Annotated in this window: 19 protein-coding genes and 1 pseudogene; 9 read left to right on the top strand and 11 right to left on the bottom strand. The window is 69.3% G+C overall.

The features are described 5' to 3' along the window. From FFS20_RS11075 to FFS20_RS11065, 3 genes are all read right to left on the bottom strand, one after another. Nucleotides 1-1237: XdhC/CoxI family protein (locus FFS20_RS11075; RefSeq protein ID WP_171007060.1), on the bottom strand; the 1237-nt coding region annotated here is incomplete at its 3' end. A gap of 272 nt (nucleotides 1238-1509) precedes the next feature. Then, the gene (locus tag FFS20_RS11070; RefSeq protein ID WP_137825906.1) at nucleotides 1510-1713 is read right to left on the bottom strand and encodes a cold-shock protein; all 204 of its coding nucleotides are present in this window, start codon (nucleotides 1711-1713) and stop codon (nucleotides 1510-1512) included. Nucleotides 1714-2048: 335 nt separating this feature from the next. Beyond that, nucleotides 2049-2738, bottom strand: a complete 690-nt coding sequence (locus FFS20_RS11065; protein ID WP_137825905.1) for a winged helix-turn-helix domain-containing protein — start codon at nucleotides 2736-2738, stop codon at nucleotides 2049-2051. Between the two features lie 64 nt (nucleotides 2739-2802). Between FFS20_RS11065 and FFS20_RS18120 the strand changes: the two genes are divergently transcribed. The 7 genes and pseudogenes from FFS20_RS18120 to nrfD all read left to right on the top strand — a co-directional run bounded on the left by FFS20_RS18120 (nucleotide 2803) and on the right by nrfD (nucleotide 12304). Beyond that, nucleotides 2803-4128: an isocitrate lyase/phosphoenolpyruvate mutase family protein gene (locus FFS20_RS18120; protein ID WP_212743330.1), complete on the top strand. Its 1326-nt coding sequence runs from the start codon at nucleotides 2803-2805 to the stop codon at nucleotides 4126-4128. A 22-nt stretch (nucleotides 4129-4150) separates the two neighbouring features. Then, nucleotides 4151-4900 carry an ABC transporter permease gene (locus FFS20_RS11055; RefSeq protein ID WP_249356807.1) on the top strand — a complete coding sequence of 250 codons (750 nt, stop codon included), beginning with the start codon at nucleotides 4151-4153 and terminating at the stop codon, nucleotides 4898-4900. A gap of 97 nt (nucleotides 4901-4997) precedes the next feature. Next, nucleotides 4998-5408 carry a thioredoxin gene (gene trxA, locus FFS20_RS11050; RefSeq protein WP_137825903.1) on the top strand — a complete coding sequence of 137 codons (411 nt, stop codon included), beginning with the start codon at nucleotides 4998-5000 and terminating at the stop codon, nucleotides 5406-5408. A gap of 53 nt (nucleotides 5409-5461) precedes the next feature. Next, a complete protein-coding gene (locus FFS20_RS11045) occupies nucleotides 5462-6184 on the top strand; it encodes a methyltransferase domain-containing protein (protein WP_249356806.1) in 723 nt (240 codons plus the stop codon). Nucleotides 6185-6231: 47 nt separating this feature from the next. Beyond that, nucleotides 6232-9402 (top strand): annotated as a pseudogene (gene fdnG / locus FFS20_RS11035) (formate dehydrogenase-N subunit alpha); the annotation flags it as partial. A 440-nt stretch (nucleotides 9403-9842) separates the two neighbouring features. Then, nucleotides 9843-10940 carry a 4Fe-4S dicluster domain-containing protein gene (locus FFS20_RS11030; RefSeq protein ID WP_137825900.1) on the top strand — a complete coding sequence of 366 codons (1098 nt, stop codon included), beginning with the start codon at nucleotides 9843-9845 and terminating at the stop codon, nucleotides 10938-10940. Then, nucleotides 10937-12304: an NrfD/PsrC family molybdoenzyme membrane anchor subunit gene (nrfD, locus tag FFS20_RS11025; protein ID WP_137825899.1), complete on the top strand. Its 1368-nt coding sequence runs from the start codon at nucleotides 10937-10939 to the stop codon at nucleotides 12302-12304. The genes FFS20_RS11030 and nrfD overlap by 4 nt, the downstream gene beginning before the upstream one ends. A gap of 335 nt (nucleotides 12305-12639) precedes the next feature. On the opposite strand, the gene FFS20_RS11020 is transcribed toward nrfD, so the two are convergent. From FFS20_RS11020 to FFS20_RS11005, 3 genes are all read right to left on the bottom strand, one after another. Beyond that, nucleotides 12640-13038: a VOC family protein gene (locus FFS20_RS11020; protein ID WP_137825898.1), complete on the bottom strand. Its 399-nt coding sequence runs from the start codon at nucleotides 13036-13038 to the stop codon at nucleotides 12640-12642. Nucleotides 13039-13205: 167 nt separating this feature from the next. Then, nucleotides 13206-14849, bottom strand: coding sequence for an amidohydrolase (locus tag FFS20_RS11015; RefSeq protein ID WP_137825897.1), 1644 nt, complete (start codon nucleotides 14847-14849; stop codon nucleotides 13206-13208). Next, nucleotides 14846-16228, bottom strand: a complete 1383-nt coding sequence (locus tag FFS20_RS11005; RefSeq protein ID WP_181365650.1) for an MFS transporter — start codon at nucleotides 16226-16228, stop codon at nucleotides 14846-14848. The genes FFS20_RS11015 and FFS20_RS11005 overlap by 4 nt, the downstream gene beginning before the upstream one ends. A gap of 199 nt (nucleotides 16229-16427) precedes the next feature. On the opposite strand from FFS20_RS11005, the gene FFS20_RS11000 reads away from it, so the two are divergent. Next, complete coding sequence (locus tag FFS20_RS11000; protein ID WP_137825896.1) at nucleotides 16428-17030, top strand: TetR/AcrR family transcriptional regulator C-terminal domain-containing protein; 603 nt, start codon at nucleotides 16428-16430, stop codon at nucleotides 17028-17030. A 6-nt stretch (nucleotides 17031-17036) separates the two neighbouring features. Here FFS20_RS11000 and selD read toward each other — a convergent pair whose 3' ends face one another. Next, nucleotides 17037-18041, bottom strand: a complete 1005-nt coding sequence (selD, locus tag FFS20_RS10995; RefSeq protein ID WP_137825895.1) for a selenide, water dikinase SelD — start codon at nucleotides 18039-18041, stop codon at nucleotides 17037-17039. A gap of 96 nt (nucleotides 18042-18137) precedes the next feature. Beyond that, complete coding sequence (locus FFS20_RS10990; RefSeq protein WP_137825894.1) at nucleotides 18138-18494, bottom strand: nuclear transport factor 2 family protein; 357 nt, start codon at nucleotides 18492-18494, stop codon at nucleotides 18138-18140. A 121-nt stretch (nucleotides 18495-18615) separates the two neighbouring features. Here FFS20_RS10990 and FFS20_RS10985 point away from each other — a divergent pair, with 121 nt between their 5' ends. Further along, nucleotides 18616-19389, top strand: coding sequence for a helix-turn-helix transcriptional regulator (locus tag FFS20_RS10985; protein WP_171007059.1), 774 nt, complete (start codon nucleotides 18616-18618; stop codon nucleotides 19387-19389). A 42-nt stretch (nucleotides 19390-19431) separates the two neighbouring features. Here FFS20_RS10985 and FFS20_RS10980 read toward each other — a convergent pair whose 3' ends face one another. From FFS20_RS10980 to FFS20_RS10970, 3 genes are all read right to left on the bottom strand, one after another. Then, nucleotides 19432-21165 (bottom strand): FAD-binding oxidoreductase, encoded by a 1734-nt coding sequence (locus tag FFS20_RS10980; protein ID WP_137825893.1) that lies wholly within the window; start codon nucleotides 21163-21165, stop codon nucleotides 19432-19434. Further along, entirely contained in the window at nucleotides 21162-22049 is an 888-nt protein-coding gene (locus FFS20_RS10975) for a lysophospholipid acyltransferase family protein (RefSeq protein ID WP_249356805.1), read from the bottom strand. Before FFS20_RS10975 ends, FFS20_RS10980 begins: the two co-directional genes overlap by 4 nt. 133 nt (nucleotides 22050-22182) lie before the next feature. Beyond that, nucleotides 22183-22965 carry an SDR family NAD(P)-dependent oxidoreductase gene (locus FFS20_RS10970; RefSeq protein ID WP_137825891.1) on the bottom strand — a complete coding sequence of 261 codons (783 nt, stop codon included), beginning with the start codon at nucleotides 22963-22965 and terminating at the stop codon, nucleotides 22183-22185. Nucleotides 22966-23090: the final 125 nt, after the last annotated feature.

Raw genomic sequence — 23090 nt, 5'->3', positions numbered from 1 at the left:
GTGCCGCGTCGTCGGGGCCGGGCGTCGCGTGGTCGGGCGCAGCGCTGTCGCTGTCGCTGGCGCGGGACCCGTGGATCGGTCCGGTCGTGTGGCGCAGTTCGGGGATGCCCGCCGAGGTGGCCCGGCCCGTCGTCACGGCGATGAGTTCGGCGAGGACGGCGACGGCGACCTCCTGCGGGGTGCGGGCGCCGATGTCGAGGCCGATCGGGGAGTGGAGCGCGTCGAACGCGGCCTGCGGCAGGCCCCCGTGGACGAGTTCCTGCGCTCGCCTCTCGTGGGTCGTCCGTGACCCCATCGCCCCGACGTAGGCGAGATCCATCCGCAGGGCGCGGTCGAGGACCGGCAGGTCGAAGCGCGGGTCGTGGGTGAGCACGATGACCGCGGTGCGTGAGTCGACGCGGCCGGCCGCGCACTCGCGGGCGAAGTGCTCGCCGGGACGGTCGACGACGACCTCGTGCGCGCCGGGGTGGCGGGCTCGGGTCGCGAAGACGGGGCGGGCGTCGCAGACCGTGACGTGGAGACCGAGGAGGGAGGCGGCCTGGGCGATCGCGGTCGAGAAGTCGTTGGCGCCGTAGATGAGGACGCGGGCGCGGGGGCGACGGGATTCGACGAAGAGCCGGCGCACGGTCGGGCAGTCGGGTCGGGTCTCGTCGCGGACCGCGACGATCCCGCAGCCTCCGCGGCGCACGATCTCAGCGACGGGGGCAGCGGCGGTCCCGACCGCCTCGGCGAAGGTCTGGGGCAGGGGCTCGCCGGGGCCGAGCGTCACGGGTGACAGCGGTGCGCGGGAGTCCGGCGGCGCGGGTGCGACGAGTTCGCCGCCGCGCATCGCGACGTCGAGGGGGATCTCGCGGATGAGGGCACCGGCGTCGTCGGCGGCGTCGTCGCGGGCGGAATCGATGAGACGGGCGACCGCCTCGGCGAGAGGGGTGAGCGGTTCGATGAGGACGCTGATGTCGCCGCCGCACATGAGGCCGACGGAGAGTCCGGACTCGTCGCTGAAGCCGAACTCGCAGATCATCGACCGCTGGTCGGTGATCGCGGTGAGGGCGGCGTCGACGATCGCCGATTCGACGCAGCCGCCGGAGATCGATCCGATGGTCAGGGTATCGTCGCGGACGGCCATCGAGGTGCCGATGGGGCGGGGGACGGACCCGGAGACGGCGATGACGGTCGCGACGACCCACCGGTCAGGGGATTCCACGGTCGACGAATAGGCGTTGAGGCGATCCAACACGGGGCTACCAGTCCTTTCTGCAGCGCCCGGTAGATAGCCCAAGTTCGACCTTGAACTCGCCATAGGCAAGTACGAAGAATCTTAGATCAGAGTTTTTCCGCCTGGCAATAGGATGTTTCCACTTTGTGAGAAGCGCGGCGGCTCACGTGGGCGGATGAATGCGAAGCGGCCGGTGACAGTGGTCATCACTGTCACCGGCCGCTGCCGATCAGTTCACCGCCGTCGACGCCGATCCGGCGTCAGTCGCGGTGAGAAGTCTCTGGGCTCTGAGCTCAGAGGGGGCGAACGCTCGTGGCCTGGAGGCCCTTCTGTCCCATCTCGGACTCGAATTCGACGTTCTGGCCCTCGGTGAGCTCGCGGTAACCGGTCGATTCGATGGCGGAGAAGTGCGTGAACACATCGGCCGAACCGTCGTCAGGCTGGATGAATCCGTAGCCCTTTTCCGCGTTGAACCATTTCACGGTACCTGTGGTCATATTCCTTGTTTCCTTATTCAGCTGCGACCGCCGGAGCGGTCTTGATGGTCGGATCCGACGTGGATCCGGCTTGTCACACACAGTCGGCCGCTCTGCGAACGGCGGGGGCCGATCGCTCGGTGGCCCAAAGGTGTGATCTTCCCGTCGGAGCACAGGCGAGAGCGCTGCGGAACCGACGAAAACCTGGGGGACGCGTCGACACAGGACGCGATCGAAATGAAGAGGGAGGGAGTTGAAGCGATGGGGCCAGTCTATCAGAGATTCGTCCCGGTCCGACGTCGAATCCGATGCAATGTTCCCTGCCCGAATTCGGTCGTCGGGACGGGCGTGCGGTCTCAGCCCGTCGCGCTGGCGACGTCGATGCTCAGCACTCGCTGCAGCGCCTCTGTCCCGGATGGCGTCACAGTCACCGCCCGGCTGCTCGCGGCGCCGCGCACCCAGCCTCGCTCGTGGAGAGTCGAGCAGATGAGCGCCCCGAGCGCCCCGCCGAGGTGCACCCGCCGTTCGGTCCAGTCGAGGCACTCGCGAGTGACCGGGCGGGGTCCCGCCGGCAGCGAGGTCGCCAGGGTGTCCTCGATCCACGCCCGCCCCTGGGCGGTCAGCGCGAAGGAATCGTCGATCACGCCATTGCCGATCAGCGATTGCGTGATCGTGACTCCGAGACTGCCCGCGAGATGGTCGTAACAGGTCCGACCCCGGCGCAGCGCCGAATCGATCGTCGCCTCCCGCAGGCTGTGCACCTTCGGCAACGGCTGCTCGCCGAGAGAGACCACGGCTTCGAGCGCGTGCGCGACTGCCGGCCCGGCGAGCTCGACATAGCGGTGCCGTCCCTGGCGTCGCTCCCGCAGCAGCCCGCGGTCGACGAGGAGGTTGAGGTGGCTGGTCGCCGTCGACGGGGTGACGCCGGCGCCGTGGGCGAGTTCTCGAGCCGTCCACGCGCGACCGTCCATGAGCGCGACGAGCATGCGGGCCCGGGTCGGGTCGGCGACGGCCCCGGCCACCGCGGACAGGTTCTCTGCGCTCATATTCTCAGTGTGCGCCCCCGACAGTGTGGTGACCACCGAAGTGTTCGGGCTCGAGGATGAAGTTATGACTTCTCTCGAGGATCCCGCTCTCTCTGTTCCCCATGTTGCCGACGGTGCGCATGGCATGGCCTGGCTGCGCTCACACGTCGCCAGGTTCTGCGACGGCCCGGACCATGAGCGCCGTCGCGCCCACGCGGTTCGCCTGCTCGAGGCGATCGACCTCGCACATCTGCGTCGACCCGGCCATCCGGTGGCCACCTTGGCCGCTGCCCTCGGCATGCCTCGCGACGCTGTCGTCGACGTCGAGATCGCCGCAGCAGGCTACCAGCCTCATGAGCCGATCACTCCGCACACCGATGCCGCCGTCGAGCGCTTGGTCGCCGCCGCGGGTGGGGAACGGAACGAGGCGACCGCCGCCCGCATCGGGCTGCTCGTGCAGGCGTCGGGTGCGCTGACCGCGTGGGCGAAGGGCAGCGTACCCGCAGTCCCATTCACTCGCCGCCGCAGACCATCGGGCGAGGAGATCCTCATCGACCTCACCGATCATCCGTTCGGCGCCGGCAGACATGCGTGTCCGGGCGAGGAGCAGGCCCGCGCGCTCATGGACGGAGTGAACCGGTTCGCCGATCTGCATCGGGGGGATGAACCGCTGCTGCTGCCGAACGCCTGGGACTGTGCGTCGGCAACGGCCTTCGTCGCCGATGGGTATCCGGCGCTGGGCACGACGAGTCTCGGCGTGGCGGCCTCCCACGGACTGCCCGACGCTACAGGTGCCGCGTACCGGGAGACGATGGAGTTGGCGCGTCGCCTCAGCGTCCTCCCCGTCCCGGTCAGCATCGATGTCGAAGGCGGCTTCGGCCACGATCCCGCCGAACTCGCCCTCGACCTGTCCGTCATGGGCATCGCCGGGATCAACGTCGAAGACGGTCGCGGCGATCACCTCACCCGCGCCGCCGACCACGCGGCCGCGATCACAGCGATCAAGGACGCCGCCCCCGCGCTCTTCGTCAACGCGAGGGTCGACACCCACTGGCTCGGAGCAGCGCGCGACGAGACGGCGAGCCGCGTCCGGGCGTACGCCGAGGCGGGGGCGGATGGGGTCTTCGTTCCCGGTCTGAGAGAGGAGCGCACGATCGAGGAGCTCGTCGACCTCCTCGGCGACGTTCCCCTCAACCTGCTGGCGCAGCTGCCGTGGCAGCGGCTGCGCGACCTCGGAGTCGGTCGGGTGAGCACTGGATCCTGGCCGTTCCGCGCGGCCATCACTCAAGCGGCGGCCGCGGTGGCGGCCTATCGGGCCGGTGCGCACCCGCCGTCTGCACGGTCGTATGAGGAGATCGAACGGAGTCGAAAGGAGGTCTTCTCCGACCCGTGGCAGCCCGATCAGGGCTGAGCGACAGCCCTACACTGAGACGGTGACGCTCACCGAGGTTCTCCCCTTCCTGGCCGGCATCGCCGTTCTCGTCGTCCTCACGGTCACGATCCTCCGCATCGCCGAGGTGGGGCTCGGCTGGCTGCCCGTCGTCGCGATCGTGCGCGCCGTCGTCCAGCTCGCCCTCGTCGCCCTCCTCCTCTCCGGTGCACTCACTGCGTGGTGGGCGGTCGCGGCGTTCATCGGCCTCATGCTCACGACCGCCTCGCTGACCTCGCTGCGCCGGTCCCGCGAGGTGCCGCGCGGACCGCTCGGAGCCGTCGTCGGCGTCATCGTCGGAACCCTCGTCACGCTCGGGCTCGTCCTCGCCCTCGGTCTCGTCGATCTCCAGTTCGAGCGGGTCATCGCGATCGCCGGCATCGTCTCCGGCAACGCGATGACGGCGGCCACGCTCGCGATGCGCCGCTACGACGGCGAACTGCGCGGGGGCTGGGGTGAGGTCGAAGCGTGGCTGGCCGTGGGAGCGCAGCCGCGCCGGGCGACGAAGCGCCTGCGGCAGATCGCGGTCCGCGAGGCCCTGCTGCCCAACCTCGACCAGACGAAGAACACGGGTCTCGTCACTCTGCCCGGCGCCTTCGTCGGCGCGCTCTTCGGCGGCGCCTCCCCGCTCGAGGCGGCCCAGTTCCAGATCGTCGTCCTCGCCTCCCTCATGCTCGCCGGTGCGCTCACCGCCGTCATCGCCACGCAGATCGCCTCGGGCACAGCCCTCAAGCCCGTCGACCCCGCCGGGTAGGCGGGAGTGCTGCGTCGTGGACGACCCTGAGTCCCATTGCTCAAGACGGCAGGGAAACATGCAGGCAAAATGGAGGAACCGTCGTTAGACTGCCCGAATGTCTACGATCGAGATCACCCAGGACAACTTCGAGCAGACCATCACCGACAACTCCGTCGTCCTGCTGGACTTCTGGGCCGAATGGTGCGGCCCGTGCCGCCAGTTCGCCCCGGTCTTCGAGCAGGCCTCGACGCAGTACCCCGACATCGCCTTCGGCAAGATCGACACCGAGGACCAGCAGCAGCTCGCCGGCCTCTTCAACGTCACCTCGATTCCCACCCTCGTCGCGTTCCGCGACGGCATCGTCGTCTTCGCTCAGCCCGGTGCGCTCGCCGCCCCGCAGCTCGAGCAGGTCATCACCGCCGTCAACGACCTCGACATGGACGAGGTCCGCGCCGAGATCGCCAAGCGCGAAGCCGGCGAGGGCGCCGACTCCACCGCCGACGGCGCGCCCGGTCAGGGACAGTGACCGAGCACCACAGCCACACCGACCGGCCCGGGCCCCATGCCCGGGCCGCGTCTGTGTCCGCACCCGACACGGCAGCCGACACCGGGCAGGTGTCCGAATCCGGGCGGGTGCCCGGTTCCGTCGAGGAGTGGGAGAACCGCTACTCCGGCGCCGAGGCAGTGTGGTCGGGCCGTCCCAACGTCGCCCTCGTCGACGTCGTCACCGACCTCGACCTCACCCCGGGCCGCAGTCTCGACGTCGGTTCCGGTGAGGGCGCCGACGTCATTTGGCTCGCCGGCGGCGGCTGGCAGGCCGCCGGCATCGCCCTCTCGCCGACGGCGATCGCCCGCTCCCGAGCCGCCGCCGAGTCGGCAGGAGCGGACGCGGACTTCGCCGCCGCCGACCTCGTCGACTGGGCCACCGCAGACGACCACCGCGGCGCCTACGACCTCGTCACCGGATGCTTCCTCCACACCCGCCTGCCCGACACCCGCGCGGACCTCATGCGCCACCTCGGCGAGCTCGTCAGCCCCGGCGGGACGCTCATCCTCATCTCCCACGCCACGGTTCCGCCGTGGGCAGGCGGCGAGGCTTCAGAGCATGAGGGAGCAGGACACGAGCACCACGGGCTCGACGGCGACTTCGGCACGCCCGAGGAGGACTTCGCACTCCTCACCGACAGCGGAGGCGGACCATGGGAGCTTGTGCTCGCGGAGACGCGGAATCGGCCTGTGACCGGGCCCGATGGCACGGAGTCCGAGCTCGAGGACGGCATTCTCGTGGCAAGGAAAGTTTAGGCATTCTTCACTACACGCCGTAGAGAGTGCGGGGGTATGATGACGCCATGGCACGGTTCAGCTTTCTCGAGTGGCCGGTGCTGCGGCAGTTCCGTTCGTCCGATTCGACCGGACGCGGCGAGTCCGTGGTGTCAGAGCACACGCGCAACATCGTCCCGCGGACGACGACGTCCGACAAGGTCGTCCAGTCCGTCTGTCCGTACTGTGCCGTCGGCTGCGGGCAGCGGATCTTCGTCAAGGACGACAAGGTCGTCGGCATCGAAGGAGACCCCGACTCGCCGATCTCGCGCGGACGCCTCTGCCCGAAGGGCGCGGCGAGCGAACAGCTCGTCAACAACCCCTCCCGGCAGACCGAGGTGCTCTACCGCGCCCCGAAGGCCAAGGACTGGCAGAAGCTCGACCTGAACACGGCGATCGACATGGTCGCCGACCGGTTCCTCGAAGCCCGCCGCAACCACTGGGAGGACTTCGACGACCAGGGCCACCCCCTGCGTCGCACGATGGGCATCGCCAGCCTCGGCGGGGCGACCATCGACAACGAGGAGAACTACTTCGCGAAGAAGCTCTTCACCGCCGCCGGCGCGATACAGATCGAGAACCAGGCCCGCATATGACACTCCGCCACGGTTCCCAGTCTGGGAACCTCGTTCGGGCGCGGCGGCGCCACCCAGCCGGTGCAGGACATGGCGAACGCCGACTGCATCGTCATCCAGGGGTCGAACATGGCCGAATGCCACCCGGTGGGCTTCCAATGGGTGACTGAGGCCAAGGCCCGCGGTGCCCGGATCATCCACGTCGATCCGCGGTTCACCCGGACCACGGCGGTGGCCGACAAGCACGTCCCGATCCGGGCGGGCTCGGACATCGTCCTCCTCGGCGCGCTCATCAACCGGGTGCTGACCGACGGCCTCTACTTCGAGGAGTACGTCCGGTCGTACACGAACGCGACGAACCTCATCAGCGACAACTACCTCGACCCCGAGGACCTCGACGGACTGTTCTCCGGCTACGACCCGGCGACGAACTCGTATGACAACTCGACGTGGTCGTACCAGACCGATGAGGCCGGCGTCGCCCTGCGCGATCCCAACCTCACCGACCCGCGCAGCGTCTTCCAGATCCTCAAGCGCCACTACTCGCGCTACACCGCGGAAATGGTCGCCGAATCGTGCGGGATCTCGGAGTCGGACTTCGAGTACCTCCTCGAATCGATCACGACGAACTCCGGTCGCGAACGGACCACGTGCTTCGCGTACGCGGTCGGGTGGACGCAGCACAGCCTCGGCGCGCAGTTCATCCGCACCGCCTCGATCCTCCAGCTCCTGCTCGGCAACATGGGTCGCCCCGGCGGCGGCATCATGGCGCTGCGCGGACACGCGACGATCCAGGGTTCGACGGACATCCCGACGCTGTTCAACCTCCTGCCCGGGTACCTGCCGATGCCGAGCGCCGGCGTCCACGACACCTTCGACGACTACGTCGCCGCCGTCGGCACGCCCGAGACCCACAAGGGCTACTGGGCCAACGGCCGCAGCTACGCGACGAGCCTGCTCAAGGCCTGGTGGGGTGACGCGGCGACGCAGGAGAACGACTTCGCGTTCGACTACCTGCCGCGGATCAACGGCGCCCACGGCACCTACCAGACGCAGGTGCGGATGCTCAACGACGGCGTCGACGGGTACTTCCTCCTCGGCCAGAACCCGGCCGTGGGGTCGGCGAACGGGCGCATGCAGCGGATGGCGATGAGCCACCTCAAATGGCTCGTCGTCCGCGACTTCAGCCTCATCGAATCCGCCACCTGGTGGAAGGACGGCCCGGAGATCGAGACCGGGGAGCTGCGCACCGAGGACATCGACACCGAGGTCTTCTTCATGCCCGCGGCCAACCACACGGAGAAGGCGGGCACGTTCACGCAGACGCAGCGCCTCGTCCAGTGGCGGCACAAGGCGGTCAACCCGCCGGGTGAGGCGCAGAGCGAACTCGAGTTCTTCTACGAGCTCGGCAAGCGCATCCGCGCGAAGCTCGCTGACTCCGACGATCCGCGCGATCGCCCGCTCCTCGACCTGACGTGGGACTACCCGCTCGACGAGGACGGCGAGGTCGATCCCGAAGCGGTCCTCGCCGAGGTCAACGGCTACTACGTCGGCGGGGAGAAGGACGGGCAGCCGCTCGACGTCTACACGCAGATGCGCGACGACGGCACGACCGCCGGCGGCTGCTGGATCTACACCGGCATCTACTCCGGCGGCGTCAACATGGCCGCCCGCCGCAAACCGCGCACCGAGCAGGACGAGATCGCCTCCGAATGGGCGTGGGCGTGGCCGGCGAACCGCCGGATTCTCTACAACCGCGCCTCGGCCGACCCTGAGGGCAAGCCGTGGTCGGAGCGGAAGAAGCTCGTGTGGTGGGACACGGACAAGGCCCGCTGGGTCGGCGCCGACGAACCCGACTTCCCCGTCGAGCTCAACCCCGAAGCACACTCCGATGTGCCCTTCGGCGGTCCTAGTCAACTCGACGGCGACGACCCGTTCATCATGCAGGCCGACGGCAAGGGCTGGCTCTTCGCCCCCGGCGGCATGGTCGACGGACCCCTGCCCACGCACTACGAACCGCAGGAATCGACGATCGGCAACCCGCTCTACACGCAGCAGAACAATCCGCTGCGCAAGATCATGCGCCGGGAGGACAACCTGTCCGCCCCGGGCGCCGGGTTCCCCGGTTCCGAGGTCTACCCGTACGTGTTCACGACCTACCGTCTCACCGAGCACCACACGGCTGGCGGCATGTCCCGCTGGCTGTCCTACCTCTCGGAGCTCCAACCCGAGATGTTCTGCGAGGTCTCTCCGGAGCTCGCCGAAGAGGTCGGACTCGAACCCTACGGCTGGGCGACCCTGGTCTCCCCGCGGGCGGCGATCGAGGCCCGGGTCCTCATCACCGAGCGGATGACACCGCTGAAGATCGGCGGCAAGTGGGTCCACCAGATCGGCCTGCCCTACCACTGGGGCGTCGGCGGCAAGGGCGCATGGGTCGACGGCGATTCGGCCAACGACCTCCTCGGCGTGACGATGGACCCCAACGTCTTCATCCAGAACGGCAAGTACGTCGCCGGCACCGCCCTGCCGGGCAGGCGGCCGCGCGGACCCGAGCTCGTCGACTTCGTCGAGAAGTACCAGCGCGAGGCCGGGCTCACCCCGGAGTCGGGCAACGAACTCGTCACGGTTCCGCCCGAGGTCGTCGACCGCGCCGCCGAGGCGAGCTCTCCGGCGCACACGGGTGGGCACAACGAACGCGGAGGCGACTCCGCGGTCGGCGTCACCCCCGGTCGCACGTACGGAGCCGACGAATCCGAGGACTCCGGGACCGCCTCGGCGAAGGGCTACAGCGCACCCACGGATTCCGGGGACTCCGCAGGCAGCGGAGCCGGCGCCAGCGGTGCGCCCGAGGGCGCCGGCGATCGTGAGTCCGGAGGTGAGCAGCCGAACAAGCGGGTCGACGCGAACTACGCCGTCGACGGGGATCCCACCGACGGTGACCCGCACTTCGGCTACGACGCCGAGGGCAACCCGTACACGCCGGTCGATCCCGAGCAGCCCGCGAACGCGTGGGAGTACGAGAAGAACGCGCGCAGGAGAGCAGAACAGGAAGAGGAGGAGAACTGATGTCGGCACCGACGCTGGATTCCGGCACCGTCGCGGACGGCCATTGGCATGAGACGACGCAGAATCGCAAGGGATTCTTCACCGATACCTCGATCTGCATCGGCTGCAAGGCCTGCGAGGTCGCCTGCAAGGAGTGGAACCACAACCCGCAGGACGGGAACTTCGAGATCCTCGGGATGTCGTATGACAACACCGGTGAGCTCGGCGCGAACACGTGGCGCCATGTCGCCTTCGTCGAACAGGGCAAGGAGCAGATCGAGGCGGCCAGGGAATCTGGGCGCAAGCTCGTCAACCTCGGCATGCCCTCGATCAGGCCGCGCACCGATGAGACTTCGGGTCCGCAGCCGGTGGGCGGCGGACTGCCGTCGTCACCGCAGCTCGACGTCGATCTCCTCGCCCCCGGCGCGCTCGACCCCGTCGACTTCGACGGTGTCGACACGACGCCGCCGGACACCGCGGACTTCCGCTGGCTGATGTCCTCCGACGTGTGCAAGCATTGCACGCACGCCGGCTGCCTCGACGTGTGCCCGACCGGTGCGCTCTTCCGCACCGAGTTCGACACCGTCGTCGTCCAGGCCGATGTCTGCAACGGCTGCGGCACCTGCGTGGCCGGGTGTCCGTTCGGCGTCATCGAACGCCGTGACGACGGCACGATCCGCCCGCCCACGGATCGCAGCGGGGAGGAGTACCCGCTCGACACCGAGGACATCCCGAACATGCACACGGCGAACAAGTGCACGCTCTGCTACGACCGCCTCGTCGAGGGCCAGACCCCGGCCTGCGCGCAGACGTGCCCGACGACGTCGATCAAGTTCGGCGACCGCGAGGACATGGTCGCCCAGGCCCACGAGCGGGTCGCCGATCTCCACGCGAAGGGCCTCACCGAGGCGCGCCTCTACGGCGCGAACCCGAACGACGGGGTCGGCGGCACCGGATCGGTCTTCCTCCTCCTCGACGAACCCGAGGTCTACGGCCTGCCGCCGGACCCCCGGGTCGCGACGAAGGACCTGCCCGCGATGTTCGCCACCGCCGGCATCGCCGCCCTCGGCATGATCGCCGCGGCCGGCCTGTCCTTCCTCGGGAGCAAGCGTTCATGAGCTCATCCGTTTACGATTCGTACCGTCCCCCCGAGCCCGAAGGCGGCCGGAAGAAGCGTCGCCGAGGCGGTCGCGGGGGATCCGGGTCCGGCTCCGGTGGTTCCGGTGGGCAGGGCTCCGGTGGAGGCTGGCAGAACCGCGGCGCCGACGGCGGCCGCGAGATGCCGATGGTCGAGGACGTCGAGTTCACCTCGTACTACGGTCGCCCGATCGTCAAACCGCCGCCATGGGGTCATGAGATCTCGCTCTACCTCTTCCTCGGCGGGCTGGCCGGCGGGTCGACGCTGCTCGGCCTCGGCGCCCAGTTGAGCGACCGGCCGGGCATGCGCACGGCCACCCGGCTCACCGCGATCGGCGCGACGGCTCTCGGCGGCGCGGCGCTCGTCAAGGACCTCGGTCGCCCCGAGCGCTTCATCAACATGATGCGCGTGGTCAAGGTGTCCTCCCCGATGAGCCTCGGCACGTGGATCCTCTCGGGCTTCGGCGTCGGTGCCGGTGTCACCTCGGTCATCGAGGTCGACCGGCTGACGAAGGAGATCCTGCCGCTGGGACCGCTGCGCAAGGTCCTCCACGCCCTCGAACTGCCCGCGGCCCTCGAGTCCGCGCTCTTCGCGACTCCGCTGGCCGCGTACACGGCGGTCCTCCTCGGCGACACGGCGGTGCCGACGTGGAATGCCGCTGGCCGCAATGGGCTGCCGTTCGTCTTCGTGTCCTCGGCGTCGTTGGCCGCCGGCGGTGCGGCGATGGCGCTCTCACCTGTGCGCGAGGCCGAACCGGCGCGTCTGCTCGCGCTCATGGGCTCGGCCGGCGACCTCTATGCGATGTCGCGGATGAAGAAGGGCATGCACCCCGTCGAGGTCGAGCCGATGGAGGAGGGCGAACCCGGCCACAAGCTCCACCGCGCCGAGAAGCTCCTCATCGCCGGGGCGGTCGGCGCGGCCGTCGTCGAGGTGGGGGCGCGGATCTTCGCGAAGAAGCTCGGTAGCCGGACCGGCGACACGGCGTTGCGCGGAATCAAGGGCGTCGCGAAGACGGCGGCCACCGGCGTCGCCGGTCTCACGGCATCGGGTGTCGCGCAGGCCGTGGCCAAGGGCGTCGCCGGACGGGCGGTCGCCTCCGGCGCTGCCACCGTCGCGGCGAACAAGGCGGGACGCAGCTGGAAGGTCCGTGCACTGCTGCGGACATTGTCCGTGGTCAGCGGTACGGCACTCGCGGCAGCCTCGGCGTACACGCGCTTCGGGATGCTCGAGGCCGGCATCGATTCGACGAAGGATCCGCGCTACGTCATCGAACCGCAGCGCGCCCGCCTCGAGGAACGCCGCGCCCAGGGCATCACCGACGACTCGATCACCACCGGCTGGTAGCCGGCCGCGGGGCGGTGCGCCGCCCCGCGGGAAGTCGGCGTGTGCAACCGGCTTGAGGGCCCATCAGGCGTCGCGGCGCAGGTGGGACGGTAGGCACCACCGTGGCGGAGCCGCGCACTCAGCGGCATGAGCGGATAAGTCCCGGTCAGAGGAACAGAAGTGCAACGGTGACCAGGGTGACGAGGACCTGGATTGTGCCGGGCCACCAGGGAAAGGTCATGTACGGCCTCCGAGGAGGCTCTAGCCGGGACTGGCAGGCGGAGCAACAGGCAGGCACCGAGCACCACCCGACAATGGGCAGGATCGGTCGCGCGAACGCAGCCTGAGGTGGAGCCTCACCCCGGATCCGTCGCCACCCCTGCTGCGTCGGCGCCGGCCGGTTCCCAGAGCTGGACGACATTGTCTTCCGGGTCGGTCAGGGTCGCGAACCTGCCGTTGGGATAGATCTCCGGATCGACGTCCACCACGATGCCGGCCTGCCGCAGCTGCGAGACCATCAGGTCGAGGTCGGCGACGCGAAAGTTCACCGACCAGGTCTTGTGCGGTCCACCGAAGTGATCCGAGTCCGCGGGCATCGCCGCGAACACGGTCGGGCCGGACTGCTGCCACCACGACGGCGTGTCGTAGGTCTCGGGGGGTGCCTCGACTCCCAGGTGCCGTTCGTACCAGGCGGTCAGCTCATCGGGCCGCTCAGCGCGAAAGAAGACCCCACCGATACCGGTCACACGTTCCATGCGCTTCTCGCTTCCGTCGTTGAGCTCCGGATGGTCCGCCGTTCGGGGCAGTCTAGTTCACTCTGGCTGTTTGTGAAGCCCCGCATTCCTTCGCGCGCCTCGGATCGTCCCGACCGTGCCCGCTGGCGAGAAACCCACCCGCCAGGTGTCTGCGCACCGTTCGCGAGCTACTCGCGCGTCGACGCCGCGCTGCCGGCGACGAGTTCGCCGTCGACGTAGGTCCGCAGGACCGTCGACTCGAGGAGGTCGTCCGGGTCGCCGGTGAACGGGTTGACGTCGAGGACGACGAGATTCGCGCGACCACCGGGCACGATCCGCCCGATCCCATCGCCGAACTCGCCCGCCACTGCCCCCGCGAGGGTCAGCCCCTCAAGAGCCTGACCCGGGGTGAACGCTCTCTCCGGGTGAGAGACGGCAGATCCCGGGCTGAGCGCTGACCGTGTCGTCAGCGCGATGAAGAGATTGTGCGCCGCCTCGAGGGGAGCCGTGGGCGCATCGGTTCCGAGCGCGATCCGCACCCCCGCGTCGCGGAACTTCTGCCAAGGGAAGCCGGTCTCCGCGCGCTCGTCGCCGAGCATCGCCATCCAGTTGTCCATGATCGCCGGATCGCAGTGGACCGGCTGCAGCGACGCGACGACGCCGAGCGCGGCCATGCGGCGGATCGTGTCATCCGTGACGGACTCGAGATGCTCGATGCGCGGGCTGCGCAGCCGCGGACCATTCGCCCGCCCGCATTCCTCGACGAGGTCGAGCGCGATCTCGCTCGCATGATCGCCGATCGCGTGCATCGCCAGCTGCAGACCGGCGGCATCGGCGGCCACGGCCACCGGTGCGGCGGTCTGATACGACCAGATCGCCTCGGCGTTCGTCCCATTCGCATACGGCGCCCGCATCGCCGCGGTGCACGCGTCGATGACGCCGTCGAGGATGAACTTCACCCCGGCCAGGCGGAACCACTCGGAGCCGTCCAGCGCGGCCACCTGGTCGCGCACCTCGACCGCTCGCGTGACCTGGGAGAGATCCCGTTCGGGATCACCGGTGGGACGGAGGAGCCAATGCGCCGTGACGGGGAACGGCAGGCGGCCGTCGCGCTCGAGCAGGCGGACGACGGCGGCGAGCTCGGGCTCGCCGAGCGCCATATCGGTCGCCGCGGTCACCCCGCTGTGCAGGTAGGCCTCGAATGCCGTGTCGAGGAACCGCTCACGGTCGGCGGCCGTCGTGATCTCATCGAGATAGGACCACACGTACTCGATCGCCGCGGTCTCGAGCATGAAGCCCGTCGCCTGCCCGTCGGCGTCGCGGACGATCTCCCCACCGGGAGGATTCGGCGTCTCTGCCGTAATGCCCATCGCCTCGAGCGCCGCAGTGTTGACCCAGGAGGAGTGGACGTCGTTCGAGTCGAGGATGACGGGAATGTCGTCGATGACCTCGTCGATCATCGCCGCCGTCGGCTGCCCGCCGGGAACGGCGTCGAACATCCAACTCGCGCCGAGGAGGTACGCCGCCTCCGGCTGCGCGCTGCGGGCCGCCCGCAGTCGTTCCTGGATCTCGCTCAGGCTTCCGGCGTCGCGCAGCTGCACCTTGTCCAGGGTCTGCCCGAGCATCGCCAGATGCGTATGCGCCTCGACGAATCCGGGGGACACGAGCGCACCGTCGAGGTCGACCACCTCGGCGTCTTCACCGGCGATCGCCCGGACGGTGGCCGCGTCACCGACGGCGAGGATCCGTCCCGCCTCAAAGGCGACGGCCTCGTGGAGCGGGGCATCGGCGCTGCCGGTGAAGACGGTGGCATTGGTGAGGACGGTGGTCATGATGTCCTTTCGGTCTTGTCGGAGGCGGAGTCGCTGGGGGTGGCGTTCCGTCCGTCAGTGGCGTCGGTGGCGGAGTCCGAGTCGGAGGCGTCAGCGGTGGTGGAGGAGTCGGTCGTGGTGGCGGTCGCCTCGGTGGTGGGAGTGTCCGCGGTCGACGGATCCGCAGGCGGCGGTGAGTCCTCGCCGAGGTGGGTCAGGGTGCGTTCGACGCGCGTCGAGACGCGGGCGATGAGCACCGTGGGGATGACGACGACGAAGCTGACGATGCCCATGATCAGCCCGAAGGTGGGGATGCCGACGGTGTCGATGACCCATGCGCCGAGCAGCGGAGCGAAGCTCGATCCGACGATGTAGGCCCCGACGAGGGGACCCGACCAGTACCCGCGGGCGTCGAGTCCGGCGGCGGTGGCGATGAAGAGGACGAACGCGAACGCGTAGATCGTGTTGACGACGACGATGAGCACAGCCAGGGTCTGCGGATCGGTCGTCATGCCGATCCAGATCTTCGTCACCCCGCCGAGGATGAGCGCGACGGCCAGCGGCACCGCTCGCCCGATCCGGGTGCCGAAGAGCATGACGATGAGCATCGCCGCTGCCCCGCAGCCGGCGGCGGCGCTGAGGGCGAAGCCGAGGGACTGCTCGCTCAGGCCGACGGAGTCACCGAGGACCGGGGCGAGTGTCCACACGGAGTCCTCGCTCGTGCCCCAGAGGGGAAAGATGATGAGGATGCCGATGCCGGCGAGCACGACCTTCCGGGGCGCGCGGGTGCCGGCGGGGGACTCGGCGGCGATGACCGCCGATGAGTAGTCGGGAGTGGCCGGCAGCCAGATCGTCACGGCGAGGCTGAGGGCCGACAGCAGCGCCAGCGCCCCGAACACTGTGAACTGGGCGAGGCCGATCGCCGGGATGACCCCGAGGACGACCATGACGAGGAGGCGATTGACGACGCCGCTCGTCGCGCTCACCCGGTTGGGGTTCTCGATCGCGGCGATCGCGGCCCCCGAGGTCGAGATCGCCGCGCCCACCCCGGCACCGCCGGCGATGAGTCCGGCGACGACGATCGTGGGGCTGCCGATGAGCGCCGCGGCGAGGAAGCCGATGATGGCGATGACGAGTCCGACCACGGCGATCGTGCGGCGGTGGCGTCCTGCCGCCGGGCGCGAGGTCCCCAGTCCGACGAGCGCCGAGGCCAGCAGCGCCCAGGTGAGGATGTTGCCAGCGGCGATGACGTCGAAGCCGATGTCCTCGAGGACGGCGAGGACGAGGGGAGCAAGGTTGGCGAGCATGAGTCCGGCGAGGGCGACGAGGAAGACCGCCGCGCCGTTGCGCAGTCCGAGCGGGACGCGGGGATCGTCGACGGGTGCGGGTGCTGTGCTCATGAAGTGGCCCCTTTGCCGGTGTCGCGGTGCCGATGGCGGCACTCATTGACTAAACGAAAAGTTTTCGGTTACCTAGAATGGTGCACGTCGGCTCGAGAGCTTGTCAATCGCATCGTCGCCGGACCCGGCACTCGCTCCGTAGTGAGCAGGCGCGGAGTCGCACGCAGTCGCAGAGTCGCGAGAAGGAGGAGAGTGCGCCATGGCCCGACCGACGTCCCCGCTGCTGAGCCGGGAGAAGATCGCGCTCGCCGCCATCGAGATGCTCGATGCCGGTGAGGAGCTGAGGATCCAACCGCTCGCGAAGCGCCTCGGGGTCTCCCTCTCCTCGCTCTACCACCACGTCGACGGACGTGACGGAATCGTCCATGCGATGCGCGAGGTCCTCAACGGCGACTACGACCTCGTCACCCTCACCGACGCGGCGTGGCAGGACTCGCTGCGGGCCGGCGTCGGGTCACTCTGGCGCCTCTACGCCGACCATCCGCGGGTGATGATCCATCTCCTCGGGGTGACGATCGACGAACCCGCGACCCTGCGACTCTATGAAGCGCTCCTTGAGATCCTCCGCCGCGCCGGCCTGCCCGAGGACGAACTGCTCACGACCCTCGAAGTCCTCGACGCGTTCGCGTTCGGGGTCGCCCTCGACGCCCTGTCCCCGAATCAGATCTTCGCACCGGGAGATCCGAGCTCACCGCTGGCCGAACTCGCCACCGGCCATCCGACCGGTGCAGAGCGCAACCGACTCGTCTACGACCGCGGGCTCGATCTCCTCATCGCGGGCATCGAGGCACGGGTGAGCTGACCCGGTTCAGCGAATCCGGATGCCCGAGCCGGCGACGGTCTCCCCGATGATCGGGTGCCCCGGCAGCTCCCCGACGACGAGGAGGCCGCCGGAGGTCTGCGCATCCGCGAGCAGGAGGAGGTCCGCCTCGGTGACGGTGTCATCCGCGGTCAGGTGCGGCCGCACCCAGTCGAGATTGCGCCGGGTCCCGCCGGAGACGAAGCCCGCGGCGATCGACTCATCGACCCCGCCGAGGCGGGGCACCGCAGCCGCGTCGATGACCGCACCGATCCCGGAGGCCCGGCCCATCTTGAACAGGTGGCCGAGCAGCCCGAACCCGGTGACGTCGGTGGCCGCGCGGATGCCGGCGGCCACGGCCGCCCGCGAGGCGTCCGCGTTGAGCTGCGTCATCGTCGCGATCGCCTCGTCGAAGACCTCCCCGGTCTGCTTGTGCCGGTTGTTGAGAATCCCCACCCCGATCGGCTTCGTCAGGGTGATCGGCAGTCCCGCCTCGGCGGCGTCGTTGCGCATGATCGCCTCGGGATGGGCGATGCCGGTCACGGCCATCCCGTACTTCGGTTCGGGATCGTCGATCGAATGCCCGCCGGCGACGGGGCAGTTCGCCTGCCCGGCGACATCGAGACCGCCGCGCAGCACCTCGGTGAGCAGCTCCATAGGCAGCGTCTCCCGCGGCCACCCGACGAGGTTGATCGCCGTGACCGGGGTCCCGCCCATCGCGTAGATGTCCGAGAGCGCGTTGGCTGCTGCGATCCGACCCCAGTCGTAGGCGTCGTCGACGACGGGGGTGAAGAAGTCCGCGGTGGAGAGGACCGCGAGATCCTCGCGGATGCGCACCGCCGAGGCGTCGTCGCCGTCATCGAGACCGACGATGACCTCGGGGTGCGTCTGCCCGGTCAGCCCGCGGACCGCGTCCTCGAGCTCACCGGGCGGGATCTTGCACGCACAGCCGCCGCCGTGAGCGAACCCGGTGAGGCGGTACTGTGCGGTCTCGAGCGTCTCCGAGGTGTCCATGTGCGCGAGCCTAGCAGGGGGACGGCCCCGGCAGTCAGGGTGGCGGAGACGCCCCCGGCCGGTGCCGCGTGGGCACCGGCCGGAGGCCTCGGGTGCTCAGGCCGAGTCCGGCACCCTGTCGAGGAACCCGCGCACATCCTCGATCCGGCCATCGTCATCGATGACGATGACGTCGAAGCCGATGATGACAGGTTCCGCGCCTTCGGGCCCCAGGCCCCAACGGAAGCGAACCTGGTCATGGTGGCCGTCCGGATCTCCGAGCGGGGTGAAGACGAAGTCCGGGAACTGCGACTGCGTGCTGTCGATGAGGGCGTCGATGCCTCCGCGGCCTCCGACCTGCGACAGCGGATCGCAATAGCTGAGGTCGGCAGAGAAGTGACGCTCGAGCAGTGCCTGCCGGTCGTCCCGGGTGGAATTCCACGTCGCGATGTAGGCGTCGATGATCTGCTGCATGATGGCTCTCCTTGAGTGTTCGGCGTGCAGGAACATCACCCATGATTTCGCCGCATCCGTGCCGTGGCCATGACCTCCGAGGTCATGGATGACGGGTTCGGCGCGCACCTACACTGGCGACATGGACACGGTGGCGAAGGTGCATTCGGTGGGGGACATGCTGCGGTGGTGGCGGGAGCAGCGGCGCTTCAGCCAGCAGGAGCTGTCGAATCTCTCCACCGTCTCGACCCGCCACCTGAGTCGGGTCGAGACCGGGCGTGCCCACCCCACTCCCGAGATGATCGACTTCCTCGCGGAGAACCTCGATGTGCCGTTGAGAGAGCGCAATCGGCTGCTGCTGGCCGGCGGCTATGCACCGAAGTACTCAGAGACGGACCTCGACGACGCCTCCCTGTCCGTGGTGATGACCGGCCTGCGAGATCTCCTCGATGCGCACGCACCGTACCCGGCTCTGCTCCTCGACGAGCAGTGGACGATCATCGACGCCAATGACGCGGTCGCTGACCTGCTGGCCGGCTGTGACCCCGAGCTGCTCGAACCACCGGTCAATGCCGTCCGTCTCAGCGTCCATCCCCGCGGCCTGGCCCCGCGCCTGGAGAACCTGTCCGAGTGGGCCGCCCACCTCTACCACCAGGTGCTGCGGCGCGGGCAGCGCACATGCGACGTGCGACTCAGGGCTCTCGCCGACGAGATCTGCGAACTCATCGGAGAGACACCCCGCGCGGAGGCTCCGGCCGGTCCCGTGGTCGCGATGTCCCTGCGCGCCGAGACAGGAGTGCTCAAGCTGTTCAGCACCAGCGCCCAGCTCACCACCGCCGCCGACACCGCCCTCGAGGGTCTGCGGCTGGAGACGTTCCTGCCTGCGGATGCCCTCACCCGTCGGCACTTCACGTAGGAGCCGGGACGATAGCCTGCGGGCTGAGTCAGTCAACGGCGGTCAGTCAACACCCGCGGACTCGACGTCCGCCTCGGCGACGATCTTGCCGGGGTTGAGATTCCGGCCCGGATCGCTCGCGCGGAAGAGCGAGTCGACGATGAACGCCCCGGCGGGGGTGACGTCGTCGACGATCCACGGCCGGTGCTCGGTGCCGACCCCGTGATGGTGGGAGAGCCCGCCGCCGGAGTCGATGAACTCCTGCTGCACGGCGTCCTTGACGAACTGGTACTCCGTCAGCGCGGTGTCCTCGCGGCTGTAGGGGACGGCGAACGTGAAGTAGAGGCACGCCCCGCCGTGATAGCTGTGGGACAGGTGGCAGAACATGAAGCCCGGCCCGCCCTGCGCCCGACGCACCTGCTCGAAGCGCTCGTGGACGCGGGCGTGCATCGTCTTGAGGTTCGCCCAGCTCACCCCGGTCTCGCAGACATCGCCGAAGACCTTGTAGTTGAGGAGGAAATCGCGCAGGTACGGGGTGTCGAACTTCTTCTGGTCGTAGATCGCTCCCGGCCCGGTGCCCAGGCTGATCCCACCGCGACCCGAGACGATCCGCTTGACCTCGGCCCGCTCCCGCGCGACGTGCTCCTTCGACCCCTCGAAGCAGACGTAGGACAGGCACATCCCTTCCGTCGTGTCCCAGCCGCGGGCGCGCAGATACGCGAAGAGGGCATCCTGACCACGGGCGCTGACCTTGGATTTCACCGAGGTCGGCTGCGAGACCATGGCGAGGCTGAAGCGCGTCTCGGGTCCGTCGGAGAGCCGGGTGAAGGTGGGGCTGACCTCGGAGCGCGCGATGTCGTGCATCGCCTCGACGCCTGACGCCCAATCCGGGTAGAGGTACGCGACGACCTCCCTGACCTCGGGCCGGCGGTGGATCTGGACCGTGCATTCGGTGATGACGCCGAGGCGGCCCTCACTGCCGAGGATCATCTCGTGGACCGACGGGCCGGAGTCGCGACCCGGGATCGGCTTGCTCACGACGACACCGCGGGGATGGACGACGCGCATCCCCCGCACGATGTCCTCGATGTCACCGTACTTATCCGATTGCATCCCCGATGAGCGGGTCGCCGCCCACCCGCCGAGGGTCGAATAGCTGAACGAGTCGGGGAAGTGCCCCATCGTCCAGCCGCGGAGGTTGAGCTGCTCTTCGAGGTCGGGACCGTAGGCGCCGGCCTCGACCCGGGCCAGCCCCGAGTACTCGTCGACGTCGAGGACCCGGCGCATCCGTCCGAGGTTGAGCGAGACGATGGGGCGGGTCTCCGCCGGATCCGGGGTGACCGATCCGGAGATGCACGACCCGCCGCCGTAGGGGATGAGGACGAGGTCGTGTGCGAGGACGATGTCGAGGACCGCTGTGACCTCGTCCTCGCTGCCGGGATGGACGACGACATCGGTGAGCCGCGGCATGATCCCGTTGCGCACCCGGTAGAGGTCGGGCAGGGAGCGGCCGAACGAGTGGACGATGCGCAGCTCGTCATCAGTGCTGACGTTGTCGGCTCCGACCGCTTCGGCGAAGGAGGCGAGGAGGTCAGCGGGCAACCGTGACGCGGGCGCGTCGACGTCGGCGAGGTCCGGAGTGCGCGGGCGCGGGGCGTTCCACAGGTCGAGCCCGACCTTCTCCTTCGCGATCGCCGCGAACGCCGGCTTCGTCTCCCAGCGGAACTCGACGCCGTCGGCGCCCCAGCCCCACCAGCGATGCCGCCTGACGTCCTCCGCTCTGACCGGTGCGCTCAATTCCTCATCCTCTCATCCGTGCTTTCGCCGAGGCGGCCCCGAGTCCGCGACCGATGACGGCGGGGGCTCGGGGCGGTCGTCCAATGGTGCTGCGTGGTCTGCTTGTCCGGCTCCGGGGCATGAGTGGGGATGCGCGGCTCTTCGCCGGGCGCGAGCTTCTCATGCCGGTGCGCGAGGCGGGGCACCCCGATGGCGTCGGCTCCGGAGTCGAAGAGCTCCTCGACGAGGCACTGGACGCGGGCGGTGAGCGCCGGCAGGGATTCCCCGGGCCGGGGGATGACGGGTTCGCCGAAGACGATGCGCACCGGCGGTCGGCCGGGCACCGGCCAGTTCGCTCCCTTGGGCATCGCCTCGAACCCGCCGACGACGGCGGCCGGAACGATCTGCACCCCGGCATCGACGGCGAGCTTGACGGCCCCGACCTTGAAATCGGCGATGACGCGGCCCTGCTGCCGACCGCCCTCGGGGAAGAGGAGGACGGGGACGCCTGCGCGCAGCAGCGCCCGCGGGACCTCGGAGCTGCCGCGCGAGCCCTCCCGGTAGACGGGGAAGGCGTTGAAGAGGCTGCGGACGAAGAGCCGCTTGTGCCAGGCGGTGAAGAAGTAGTCGTAGGCGACGCCGGTGGAGAGGAAGCGCGCCTGCCGGTGGGGCAGGCTCTGGGCGATGAGCGGAGCGTCGAGATGCGAGGTGTGGTTCGCGATGACGAGGTAGCCCTCGGTCAGCCCGCGGACCCGCGGTTCGATCCGCACCGTCGGCGAGATCGTCGAGACGACGAGGGCGCGGAAGAGGACGCGCTGGAGGAGAGCGCGCAACAGCGCACGGGGTCGGGAGCGGTACTTCTCCGTCGACACCGGCGTGCGAGGTGGGGACGTATCAGAGGTCATCACCCGCTGTTCGGAGCCGACCGCGGTTCTGGATGCCGCCTCGGCGGGAGAATTCCTCCGGCGTGAACTCAGCGGCCCTGACTGCGGCCCCGACTGCGATCCCGGACCCGACGGATCCCGCCGGCCCACGCCCTCATTCCTCCTCATTCCGCCGCGAGGTGAGCAGGGCGGAGAGCCGGTGGATGACGGGACGAGGAGTTGCGCGCAGGGCTGCGACGATGGCCTTCCACCTCAGTTGGGGGACGCTCACGGTGCGGCCGCGGGCGACATCGCGCAGGCATTCCTCGACGAGGTCGTCGGCATCGAGCCAGAGGAGATCGGGGATCGAGGTGCCGGCGATGCCGGCGCGCGCGTGGAATTCGGTGCGCACCCATCCGGGCACGAGAGCGGTGACGGTCACTCCCGTCCCCGCCGTCTGCACCGACAGCGACTCGGAGTAGTTCTGCGTCCACGCCTTGATCGCGGTGTAGTTGTTCTGGGTGAGCCCGGCGCTCACCGAGCACACGTTGATGATCCAGCCGCGTCCGCGCAGGGCCATCGCGCGGGCGGCCGCACCACCGAGGACGAGCACCGTCCGCTGCATGACCTCGAAGCCCCGATCATGCTGCCGCAGGTCGGGGTCGAGCAGACTCGAGCGGACGGAGAACCCGGCATTGCTGACGAGGATGTCGATCGGCGGCCGCGAGCCCGGAGCCTCGATGCGCTCGGCGACCTCGGCCTGGGCCGCGCGGTCGGAGAGATCGGCGACGATGGTCTCGATGGCGACCCCGCTGCCGTCGCGCAGCTCCGCCGCGAACTCCTCGAGCCGGTCGCGATTCCGGGCGACGAGCACGAGGTCGACCCCGCGAGCGGCGAACGCGCGCGCGAACGCGGCGCCGATGCCCGCGGTGCCGCCGGTGATGAGAGCAACATGCATACTTGTCACGATACAGTGACGCGGGTCATACTCGCAGGTGACTGCGCAATGACTTCGCCCGTGGTCCCATCCGATTCGGCCGTGACTCCGAATCAGACTCCGATACCGTTTCCTCACACCTCGAT

This window comes from Brevibacterium sp. 2SA (assembly GCF_005502845.1).
Classification (GTDB): Bacteria; Actinomycetota; Actinomycetes; order Actinomycetales; family Brevibacteriaceae; genus Brevibacterium.
Note: the sequence above shows the minus strand (reverse complement) of the source record. Positions and strands in the feature narration are given on the sequence as shown.